6 protein-coding genes are annotated in these 11,648 nt (G+C 64.6%); all 6 read right to left on the bottom strand.

The annotated features are described in order from the left end of the window. Positions 1-5,457, bottom strand: a 5,457-nt coding sequence (locus CN311_RS23940) for a glucoamylase family protein (RefSeq protein ID WP_280954050.1), incomplete at its 3' end; no start/stop codon positions are given. Between the two features lie 266 nt (positions 5,458-5,723). Next, positions 5,724-6,311 (bottom strand): HutD/Ves family protein, encoded by a 588-nt coding sequence (locus CN311_RS23935; protein ID WP_097576153.1) that lies wholly within the window; start codon positions 6,309-6,311, stop codon positions 5,724-5,726. Between the two features lie 8 nt (positions 6,312-6,319). Further along, positions 6,320-7,990: a urocanate hydratase gene (hutU, locus tag CN311_RS23930; protein ID WP_097576152.1), complete on the bottom strand. Its 1,671-nt coding sequence runs from the start codon at positions 7,988-7,990 to the stop codon at positions 6,320-6,322. Between the two features lie 33 nt (positions 7,991-8,023). Then, a complete protein-coding gene (hutG, locus tag CN311_RS23925; RefSeq protein ID WP_097576151.1) occupies positions 8,024-8,839 on the bottom strand; it encodes an N-formylglutamate deformylase in 816 nt (271 codons plus the stop codon). Continuing rightward, complete coding sequence (hutH, locus tag CN311_RS23920) at positions 8,836-10,377, bottom strand: histidine ammonia-lyase (RefSeq protein ID WP_097576150.1); 1,542 nt, start codon at positions 10,375-10,377, stop codon at positions 8,836-8,838. Before hutH ends, hutG begins: the two co-directional genes overlap by 4 nt. Next, positions 10,374-11,609, bottom strand: a complete 1,236-nt coding sequence (gene hutI, locus CN311_RS23915) for an imidazolonepropionase (protein WP_097576154.1) — start codon at positions 11,607-11,609, stop codon at positions 10,374-10,376. The genes hutH and hutI overlap by 4 nt, the downstream gene beginning before the upstream one ends. Positions 11,610-11,648 lie beyond the last annotated feature (39 nt).

Genomic DNA, 11,648 nt, shown 5'->3' with positions numbered 1-11,648 from the left:
GGTCCGGTTGGCGCCGACGATAGTCCAGAAGGTCAGCGAGATCTTCTTGTTGGCAGGCACGCGCACCTGTCGGCGCAGCGATGCGACCGGGTCCAGCGTGAAGCCGGAATGGCCGCCGAGCTTGGCGCCTGGATCGAAGGCGGCGGCCTCGGTGATGGTGCGGCCGCGGCCGATGAAGGCGCGCCGGTCGGTCTCGGCCTCGGCGTCGCGCGCCGGTCCAGACGGATCGGTGACGAAATGCACCATGGTGACATCAGGCTCGTCGGTCTCGCGTTTGCGGCGTGTCGCGAAGACCGCACCCTTGTTGGCGGCGATTTCGGTCTCCACGAACATCTTCGAGAAGGCCGGATGTGCGTAGTCCGATGCCTCGGATCCCAGCACCAGTTCGGCAAACGAGGTCACCTCAATGTGCCGGTCGGTGGCGCCGTCATTGTAGAGCGTCACCCGCCGGCCTTCGCCATTGCCCTCGGAAATGACGATGCATTCGACCTCCGAGCGCAGCGATCCCACGGATTTGACGAAGCTCGCCTTGTCGTCGGAGAACAGCGTCTGCACGCGTTCATCCGTCGCGCGCTTCGGCTCGGCGGTTGCCGACCACCAGTCGCCGGTGCCGGTGTCGCGCAGGAAGATATAGGAGCCAAGCCGGTCTTCGGTCGGATCCGGCTGCCAGCGCGTGACGGCAAGCTCGCCCCAGCGGCTGTAGCCCGAGCCGGTGGCGGTGACCATGACCGAATAACGGCCATTGGACATGACGCTGGTCGAACGCAACGCCTTGAGCGGATCGAGCACGATGCGCGTGTCCGGGCTCTCGGCCTCGGTTTCGTCCCTCGAGCGCTCGTCGGCCTCTGTCCTGACGGTCGCGGTCGGGATGTCGCGCGGCGCCCTTTCCTGCAGCAGCAACTCGGCCGACTCGATCACCGGATCCGAGTGGAAGCGGTCGCGCAGACGCCCTTCGAAGATGGCGTCGGCAACGGCGGCGATCGACATGCCCGAGTGGTGGGCCATGTAGTTCAGCACGACGGCATGATCAGTGCCTTCGGGCACGCGCTGCGGCGTGAAATCGACCGCGTCGTAGTAGCCGTGCCGGCCAAGCGCGCCAATGGACTTCAGCCTGGCCAGGTTCTGGACGGATTCGCGTGGCGTGAACTGTGCCGCAAGAATCGTCGCGTAAGGCGCGATCACGGTGTTTTGGCCAAGGCCGCGCTTCAGGCCGAGCCCGGGCACGCCGAAATTGGTGTATTGATAGGTCAGCTCGCGGTCGCGGGCGTTGTAGGCCGCTTCCGAAATGCCCCAGGGCACGTTCTTCGATCGGGCATACTGGATCTGGCGCTTGATGATCAGCTTGCTGGTCTGATTGAGAATTGAGCCTTGTGGCTCCTTCATCACCAGCGGCGGCATCAGATACTCGAACATCGAGCCTGACCAGGACATCAGCGCGCCCTGGAAACCGATCTCGACGATCGGCCGGCCGAGCCGGAACCAGTGTTCGGTCGGCAGGTCGCCCTTGGCGATGGCGAACAGGCTGGTCAGCCGCGCCTCGGAGGCGAGAAGGTCATAGCAGCTTTCGTCGAGCTGATGCTCCTCGACCCGGTAGCCGATCGACAGGAGCTTGCGCTCCTGCCGCATCAGGAAGGAGAAATCCATCTCGAAGGCGAAGCGGCGCGTACGCTCGCGCAGCGCCAGGAGCTTGGCACGCAGGGCCTCGACGGCATTGTCGTCGCTGTGGGCGTCATGCACATGTGCTTCGCAGGTTGCTTCCAGCCTGGCCGCCCAGTCGGCGATGACGTCGCTGCGCGTCGACGCGGCCTCGGTGTGGATTGCCACGGCGAGCTTGCGGATCTCACCCGCCAAAACAGCCAGGTTGATGGTGCGGATCGACGCCATCTCGGGCTGCGCCTTGATCGACAGGACCGCCCGCCGCATGCCATCGAGGCGATCGGCGAGACGCTGGCGCAGCGGCCGTAGCTGGCGGCGGTCGTCAGGCAATTCCTCGAGGCTTTCGTCGAGGATCGTCACCGTATCGAGGATGCCCTCGAAATCGCCCTGGAGGTGGACGGACGGCGCTTCCGCCCATTCGGCGCAGGCTGCGGCCACCGCCACCAGATGGCCGGCGAGATTGCCGCTGTCGACGGCGGAGATATAGAGCGGATAGAGCGGCTTCAACGTCGTCGTGTCATACCAGTTGAAGAGATGGCCACGGTCGCGCGGCATGCTCTCGATGGTGGTCATGGTGGCGTCGATACGGGTGATGGCATCGGAAAGGCTGATCCAGCCGAAATCACGCGCCGAAACCACGGACAGAAGATAGACGCCGATATTGGTCGGCGAGGTACGTGGCGCCACCACAGGCGCCGGGCTCTCCTGGAAATTGTCGGGCGGCAGATTGTGGTGCTCGGCCGTCACGAAGGTTTCGAAATAGTGCCATGTGCGCCGCGCGACTGTACGCAGCGCATGGATGTCGTCCGCCGATATGCGCAGCCGGTCCTCGGTTTCGGCCGAGCGGCTGACCCAGCAGGCGACAGCCGGCGAGCCGATCCAGAACAGGGCGAAGAAGAAGGCGACGAAGGCGCCGGTGGAATCGGCCAGCACCGGTATGGCGAGGCCGACGACGCCGATGATCACGGCGCCATACATCATGCCATAGTAGGAGCTGAGATCATTGTCGCCATTCTTGTGCGCCTGCGAGGCGGTGCGCCATTCGAGCAGGTTCTGCCGGCTGACGAACAGGCGGTACAGCGTCCGGATGATGGCGTCGCCCATCATCCAGGCATTGTGCGCCATCAGCACGATCTTCAGTGCCACCAGGGCGGTGCCGAAGACCACGTCGCGCATCACTGCCGAGAAATGCCCGCGCGGTGTCTGGTCGCCGCTTTTCGGCAGGATCGAATTGACGATGTCGAAGGTCGGCGCCATGAACAGCGTGAGGATCAGCAGCGCCTGCCACTGCGCGGCCTGCGTGAAGGGCAGCAGCGTCCAGCCGGCGATCGCGGCCATCACCCAGAAGATCGGCGTCAGCGAGCGGCGCAGATTGTCGACCATCTTCCAGCGCGACAGCGCCGGCACGCCGGAGCGCGGATCGAGGATGAAGCCCAGAAGCTGCCAGTCGCCTCGGGCCCAGCGATGGTGGCGCGAGGCGTCGACCGAATAGCGGGTCGGATAATCCTCGACCAGTTCGACATCGGTGATCAGCGCCGAGCGGGCCAGCGCGCCCTCGAGCAGATCATGGCTGAGGATGGTGTTTTCCTCGATGCGGCCCTTCAGCGCTGCCTCGAAGGCATCGACATGGTAGAGGCCCTTGCCGGTGAAGGAACCGTCGCCGAAAACGTCCTGATAGAGATCCGACACGGCAAAGACGTAAGGATCGAGGCCGCGATTGGCCGAAAACACCCGCTGGAAGAAGGAGGCGTCGTCGCCACTGGTCAGCGAAGCGGTGATGCGCGGCTGCAGGATGGTGTAACCGGCGGTAACGACGCGTTTTGTTGCATCGAAATGCGGACGGTTGAGCGGATGGCAAAGCTTGCCGGCCAAAGTGGCGACGGCATCGCGGGTGGTTCGCGTGTCGGCATCCAGCGTCATCACGTGGACGACGTGTTCCGGCAACGGCACATCCAGCGGCAGGAAGGTGGTGTCGCTGTCACCGCGCAGCAGAAGGTCCAGCTCGTGCAGCTTGCCGCGCTTGCGCTCCCAACCCATCCAGACACCTTGCGATTCATTGTATAGCCGCCGGCGGTGCAGGACATAAAAGCGCGGCGCGCCTTCGCTGGGGTAGCGGGCGTTCAGCCGCGCGATCTCGTCACGCGCGTATTGCAGGATTTCGATATCCGCCGTGTCGATTTCAGTCTTGGAGTCCGGCCAGTCCGAAAGCAGCGCGAAATAGATCTCGTCCCCAGTGTTGGCGAGATGATGCACTTCGATGTTTCGGATATTCTCCTCGACGTCGTCGCGCGAGCCGATCAGCGACGGCACCACCACAAGCGTGCGTGCCTCGGCTGGCAGACCGTGCCTGTAATCGTAGCCGATGAGACGCGTCGGCTTCAGGAACAACGATACGACGGTGTTGAAGAAGGCGAGCGCACCTTCGCTGGCCGGCACGGCAAACAGCGCCAGCATCAAGACGATCGAGGGCGCGGACAGTCCGAGATTGGCAAGCGCATTGCCTGACAGGACCAGAAGCAGGACCGTCAGCGCGAACACCGGCACGACAATGCCCAGCCATCCGGTCTTGCGGAACGCCCGTTTGACCGCGACGCTGACGGTCGGCCGATAGCCGATCGCCTGTTCCAGCTCCAGCCGGCGCGGGCCGACGAGAAAGAAGCCGACGTCGGTGTGAACGCCCGGATCGGCGACGTCGACGCCGGAGCCATCGACGACCGAGACATGGCCGGCGAGTTCGATGGCCTTTTCGGCGACGCGGAATTCCGAAAGATCGGAGCGGCGCGCCAACTCCTCGATCGTGGTCCGGTACTGGTCGCGCGAGAAGAAGTCGAGCGCGGCGAAATCGGTGCGCTCGCGCAGAAGCGTGTCGATGCGGCTGACGCCTTCGAACCACACCGTCCAGTCGATATCGTTGATGAGCCTGAGACCGCGGATGATGTTGCCGGTGGTCACATTGCCGCCGGACAGCGTGCGATGTTCGCCGATGATGATTTCCTCGGCGTCGGAGCCGGTCTTTTCAAGCTCGCCTTCCAGCCATTCCAGCGCCCTGCCGGCGTTCTGCGATCCGTCGCGCAGACGGTAGAGCAACTGGGTGGCAAAGGTGGTGTCCTGCGCATGGGCGACGTAATTGGACAGGATGGCCTGGCGGTCTGGGCTGTCGTCCGTCGCCAGCACGCGGTCGGCGACCTCGTTGGCGATCTGGCGCATCTGCCTTGTGCGATTGACCCTGACCGCGATCCGGCGAAGATTTTCGATCAGGACGAAGCGCAGCAGAGATGGCAGCGCCCAGAGTTCACCGATCTTCAGCGGTTCGACCGACTGGAAGCCTTCGACGATCGCCTTGAACATGCTCGCCGAGACGGAACTGTCGGAATGCGCGACATAGGTCCAGGCCAACGCCAGCGCACGAGGCACGCTGGCGCCATCGGCCAGCTTCAAGGTCGGCAACTGCCGGTAGAAACGGCGCGGCAGGTCGCGCTTGACCTGGAAGATGGTTTCCTCGACCAGATAGTTGTTGTCGAGCAGCCATTGCGCGGCCGGCGTGATGGTGTCGCCCCTCGCCTGCGCGGCATTGGTCGAGCGGTAGACTTCGAGGATCTTCCTGGCGCTGTCGCGGATGCGCGCCTGAAAGTCGAACGGGGTCAGGCCGAACAAATCCTCGATGTCGCCCTTGGCGAGGCTCGCGCCCAGCGTGCGCAGGCGATCTTCCGGCAGGAAATTGGAGCGTATCGGCTCTTCCGTGATGGCCGGGAAGCTCGCGCTCGTCTTTTCCATCTGGGTGGGATTTGTCTGGATATTCATTGAAAATTCCGCATGGAGGGACGCAGTGCGGCGTCACCGCCACGGCAATGTCCCTAAAACCGGTTCAAATGCAATTGGTTGCATCACGACAATTGGCCGAAAGTTACGTCCGCACCACGACAAGACGTCGTCGTCGACAACTTCCGGACGAGCGCTCCCCTCTCTTCCATCCGATTGATCGAAGAAAGGATTCAGGCTTTTTCGTGATGCGGATGGCAGCTTACGCCAAATTCGACCCGGGCCGCGATCATGTTTGGAGACAGGCGTTAATCGTTCGCCGGGACGCGGTCGATGCGGATGACGAATAGCGTCGCAGTTCGGGCAGGCTCCAGGCGCAGTTCCCGGGCATCCGATCCGACAATCAGCGTATCGCGGGGCTCCAGTTTGGCGGCGCCCGCGAGGCTGGCGGCGACAGTGCCGTCGCCGCACAGAACGAGCGTCGCTGCCGCCTCCGCGCGGATGTCCAGAGGCGCTGAAATGGCCAGGCGTTCGACCTTGTGCGTCATTCGTCCGCGGCGGGTCATGACGTTGAGGTCGGTGATCGGGCCGGCGATCAGGGCGGCCTGCGTCGGCACGTCGGCCGGAAAGAAGAGCGGAGCGGACGTGCTGGTCAATTCCTCGGGAGCCTGACCGGCGATATCGAGGACAATGCCCCCGCCGTCCAGCACCGCCAGCGTGCGGTCGACGCCGGCAAAGCCCGAAAACGGACCACCGCTTTCGACACGCGCCATGGAAACGCGCCAGTCGAAATCGTCGAGCCCGGCGCCGTCAGGCGAGACGGCTATCTCCGTCGTCGTGCCGCCACCGTTCTTCCACGGCATGACACGGTATTCGGCGGCCCTGAGGATGCGCACGGTTCGGCTCAGCCGAGGATGCCCGGCAGGTCGAGCTGGTGCTCCCTGGCGCAATCAATCGCGATGTCATAGCCAGCGTCGGCATGGCGCATGACGCCGGTCGCCGGGTCGTTCCACAGTACACGCTCCAGCCGTTTGGCCGCAGCCGGAGAGCCGTCGGCGACGATGACCATGCCGGCATGCTGCGAAAAGCCCATGCCGACACCGCCGCCATGGTGCAGCGACACCCAGGTGGCGCCGGACGCGGTGTTGAGCAGTGCGTTCAACAACGGCCAGTCGGAAACGGCATCAGAGCCGTCCTTCATCGATTCCGTCTCGCGGTTCGGCGACGCAACCGAGCCGGAATCGAGATGATCGCGACCGATGACGACCGGCGCCTTGAGCTCGCCCTTGGCAACCATCTCGTTGAAGGCGAGGCCGAGCCTGTGGCGGTCGCCGAGCCCGACCCAGCAGATGCGCGCCGGCAGGCCCTGAAAGGCGATGCGCTCACGCGCCATGTCGAGCCAATTGTGCAGATGGGTGTTGCCGGGCGTCAATTCGCGCACCTTGGCGTCGGTCTTGTAGATGTCTTCCGGATCACCGGAGAGTGCCGCCCAGCGGAACGGGCCGATGCCGCGGCAAAACAGCGGGCGGATATAGGCAGGCACGAAGCCGGGGAAGGCAAAGGCGTTCTCGAAGCCCTCTTCCTTGGCGACCTGGCGGATGTTGTTGCCATAGTCGAGCGTCGGGACGCCAGCGTTCCAGAACGCGACCATCGCCTCGACATGTTCGCGCATCGAGGCGCGGGCGGCTTTCTCAACTGCCCTCGGATCGGACGTCCGCTTCTCGCGCCATTCAGCCAGCGACCAGCCCTTGGGCAGATAGCCGTTCAGCGGATCATGCGCCGACGTCTGGTCGGTGACCATGTCGGGGCGGACGCCGCGCCGCACCAGTTCCGGCACGATGTCGGCGGTGTTGCCGACCAGACCGACCGACTTCGCCTCGCCGGCCCTGGTCCAGCGCTCGATCTTCTCCAGCGCCTCGTCAAGCGTATCGGCGCGCTCGTCGACGTAACGCGTGCGCAGCCGGAAATCGATGCGGTCGGGATCGCATTCGATGGCCAGGCAGCAGGCGCCGGCCATGACAGCGGCGAGCGGCTGGGCGCCGCCCATGCCGCCGAGGCCGCCGGTCAGGATCCATTTGCCCTTGAGATTGCCGCCATAATGTTGGCGGCCGGCTTCGACGAAGGTCTCGTAAGTGCCCTGCACGATGCCTTGCGTGCCGATATAGATCCACGAGCCGGCCGTCATCTGGCCGTACATCATCAGGCCCTTCTTATCGAGCTCGTTGAATTTTTCCCAGGTGGCCCAGTGGGGCACCAGGTTGGAATTGGCGATCAGCACGCGCGGCGCGTCGGCATGGGTGCGGAAGACGCCGACCGGCTTGCCCGACTGCACCAGCAGCGTCTCGTCGTCGCCAAGCGTCTTCAGCGATGCGACGATGCGGTCGAAGTCGTTCCAGGTGCGCGCCGCCCGGCCGATGCCGCCATAGACGACCAGCTCATTGGGGTTTTCGGCGACATCGGGATCGAGATTGTTCATCAGCATGCGCAGCGGCGCTTCCGTCAGCCATGTCCGGGCGTTGAGCTCGGTGCCGCGCGGGCTGCGGACTTCGCGGATATTGTGGCGAGGATCGTTCATGGCGTTCCCTTTCGAATGAGGCAGGCGGGCGCGTCAGCTTTGCGCCCAGGCAATCGCGGTCTTGAGGATATTCTCCAGCGTGGCGCGGATTGGCGCCGCGAACGCGGCATCGTAGGGCACCGGCCAATTGTCCGGTGCGCCCTTGCCTTCGGGTTCGCGCATATAGCCGCGATTGGAGAGCTCCATCTGCAGCGCATGGACGCCGTCTTGCGGCTGGCCGAAATGGCGGGTGATCCAGCCGCCCTTGAAGCGACCGTTGATGACAAAACTCTCGCCGGTTTCGGCCAGGATCTGGCCGACGATGGCCTGCAGGGACGGATCGGCGCTCACGCCATCATTGGTGCCGAGATTGAAGACCGGCAGCGTGCCGTCGAACAGGCGCGGCAGCACCGAGCGGATCGAATGGCAGTCGTAGAGCACGATCTGTCCGTGCAGGGCGCGCAGCCTGGCGATCTCGGCCTGCAAGGCCGCATGATAAGGCATGAAGTATTTTTCGCGGCGTTCGTCGATTTCCGACGGTCCGGGCTCTTCGCCCTCGCGATAGAGCGGATCGCCGTCGAAGGTCTCGGTCGGGCACAGGCCTGTGGTCGTCTGTCCGGGGTACAGCGAGGCCCCGGACGGATCACGATTAACGTCGATGACGGTGCGTGAGATCGCGGTGTGAACGACAGTCGCGCCAAGGCCCTGGGCAAAGTCATAGAGCTTGTCGATCCACCAGTCGCAGTCGCGACGGCCAAGCCAGGGCGAAACCAGCCGGTTTTCGAGGCCGGCGAGATCGATGCCGGTGTGCGGGATCGACACCAGCAGGGGTGCGGTGCCGCGGGTAACCGTAAGCCAGCTGTCCATCATGCCGCTCCCGAAATGGAAGGCAGCGCAATCGAACCCGCCGCGTTGACCGCCGCGCCGCTGCGCACCATAGCGATGGCCTTTTCCATATCGGGGTGGAAATGCCGGTCATTGTCGAGATGCGGCACCTCGGCCCTCACCAGCTTGCGCACCGCCTCTAATGCATCGCTGGAGGTCAGCGGCGCATGGAAATCGCAGCCTTGCGCCGCGGCCAGCAATTCGATGCCGATGACGGCCGTCGCATTCTCGACCATACCGATCAGACGGCGCGCGCCGTGGGCGGCCATCGAGACATGGTCTTCCTGGTTGGCCGAGGTCGGGATCGAATCGACGCTGGCCGGATAGGCCTTCTGCTTGTTCTCCGAAACAAGTGCCGCCGCCGTCACCTGTGGGATCATGAAACCGGAATTCAGGCCGGGCTTCGGCGTGAGAAACGCCGGCATGCCCGACAGGGCCGGGTCGACCAGCATGGCGATGCGCCGCTCCGACAGCGAGCCGATCTCGCAGACGGCAAGCGCGATCATGTCCGCGGCAAAGGCCACCGGCTCGGCGTGGAAATTACCACCGGAAAGTGCGGTATCGTCCTCGGCGAAGATCAGCGGATTGTCGGTAACGCCATTGGCTTCGGCGCCCAGCGTGTCGGCGGCCTGGCGCAGCACGCTAAGGGCGGCGCCCATCACCTGCGGCTGGCAACGCAGGCAATAAGGGTCCTGCACGCGCTCGTCGCCGACCCGGTGCGATTCACGGATGGCGCTGCCGGCCATCAAATTGCGCAGCGCGTCCGCCGTTTCGATCTGGCCGCGATGCTTTCTCAGGAGATGGATGCGCGGATCGAAAGGTGCGTCGGAGCCTTTCGCCGCGTCGGTCGACAGCGCGCCGGCGACCAGCGCCGACTGATAGAGAACTTCGGCCTCGAACAAAGCGGCCAGCGCATAGGCGGTCGAAAACTGCGTGCCGTTGAGCAGCGCCAGACCTTCCTTGGCGCCGAGCGTCACCGGCTCCAGCCCATGCGAGACGAAGGCGACCTTGGCCGGGAAGCGGCCATGCGGGGTAAAGCACTCGCCGACGCCGATCATCACCGCCGTCATGTGCGACAGCGGCGCGAGGTCGCCCGAGGCACCGACCGAGCCTTGGGCCGGCACCACCGGAATGACGTCATTGGCCAGCATCGCTTCAAGCAATTCGACGGTTTCTAACCGCACGCCCGAGGCACCCTGCGCCAGGCTGGCGAGCTTCAGCGCCATCATCAGCCGGGCTACCGCAACGGGCATCGGCTCGCCGACGCCTGCGGCGTGCGACAGCACGATATTGCGCTGGAGCGTTTCGAGGTCGGCGGCGGGGATGCGGACGCTGGCCAGCTTGCCGAAGCCGGTGTTGATGCCATAGACCGGCTCGCCCTTGGCGACGATACGCGCCACGGCCTCGGCGCTGGCCTTGATCTTCGGCCAGCATGAATTGTCGAGTTTCGGCACGGCGCCGCGATAGATGGCACGCCAGTCGGCCAAGGTCGCGTTGCCCGGCTTCAGTACCAGTTCGGTCATTGTCCCCTCCAGATGCGGGCGTGCAGCGGGTTGAAGCCCATGCGGTAGACGAGTTCGGCCGGGCGCTCGATGTCCCAGATCGCGAGGTCGGCCGATTTTCCGACCTCGAGCGTCCCGGTCTGTCCTAGCAGGCCGAGCGCGCGGGCAGCCTCGCGGGTGACGCCGGCCAGACATTCGTCGACGGTGAGGCCAAACAAGGTCGCGGCCATGTTCATGGTCAGCAGCAGCGAGGTCAGCGGCGAGGTCCCGGGATTGTTGTCGGTGGCGACGGCCATCCTGACGCCGTGCTGACGAAATAGGGCAATTGGCGGCTTCTTGGTCTCGCGAATGAAGTAATAGGCGCCGGGCAGGATCGTCGCCACTGTTCCGGCCCTGGCCATCGCCGCAGCACCGGCCTCGTCGGTGTATTCGAGATGGTCGGCCGACAGCGCGCCGTAGCTTGCGGCGAGTTCGGCGCCGTGCAGATTGGACAGTTGATCGGCATGGAGTTTTACCGGCAGGCCGAGCGCCTTGGCCTTGTCGAAGACACGAGCAATCTGCTCGGGCGAAAAGGCGATGCCCTCGCAGAACCCATCGACGGCATCGGCCAACCCCTCGGCGGCGACCGCCGGAAGAATTTCGTCTGCGACGAGATCGACAAAGGCGTCCTTGTCGCCCTTGGCTTCGGGCGGCAGCGCATGGGCGCCAAGGAAACTCGTCCTGACCGTCACCGGGCGCTCAATGCCCAGCTGCCTGGCGGCGCGCAGTGATTTCTTCTCGTTTTCGAGGTCGAGGCCGTAGCCCGATTTGATCTCGACTGACGTGACGCCTTCGGCAATCAGCGCATCGAGGCGCGGCAATGACTGCGCGACCAGTTCGTCCTCGTTGGCGGCGCGCAGCGCCTTGACCGAAGAGACGATGCCACCGCCAGCCCTGGCGACCTCTTCATAGGTGGCGCCCGCCAAGCGCATCTCGAACTCGTTGGCGCGGTTGCCGGCATGGACGAGATGGGTGTGGCAGTCGATGAGGCCGGGCGTGATCCAGCGGCCTTCGCAGTCGATGGTTTCGGCACCCTGAGCGAGAGACGACGGCATGTCGGCTTCGGGACCGGCATAGGCGATCTGGCCATCGCGCGCGACGACCGCGCCCTTCTCGACGATGCCCAGCCCGGCCCCGCGCTCAGTCATGGTCGTCAGGCGCGCATTGCGCCACAGGCGAAGGCCCCCTGCCCGGCTTTTGTTCTCTGCCGCCATCATCTTTTCCGTTTCAATTGATGGTGATTATGTATATAC

Source organism: Mesorhizobium sanjuanii, assembly GCF_002529485.1.
Lineage (GTDB): Bacteria > Pseudomonadota > Alphaproteobacteria > Rhizobiales > Rhizobiaceae > Mesorhizobium > Mesorhizobium sanjuanii.
This window is presented reverse-complemented; position numbering and strand designations above follow the sequence as displayed.

Bases quoted from the DNA above. Each gene is read 5' to 3' on its own strand.
- hutU (WP_097576152.1), bottom strand. From the start codon at position 7,990: ATGAACGATCCTCGCCACAATATCCGCGAAGTCCGCAGCCCGCGCGGC.
- hutG (WP_097576151.1), bottom strand. From the start codon at position 8,839: ATGATGGACAGCTGGCTTACGGTTACCCGCGGCACCGCACCCCTGCTG.
- hutH (WP_097576150.1), bottom strand. From the start codon at position 10,377: ATGACCGAACTGGTACTGAAGCCGGGCAACGCGACCTTGGCCGACTGG.
- hutI (WP_097576154.1), bottom strand. From the start codon at position 11,609: ATGGCGGCAGAGAACAAAAGCCGGGCAGGGGGCCTTCGCCTGTGGCGC.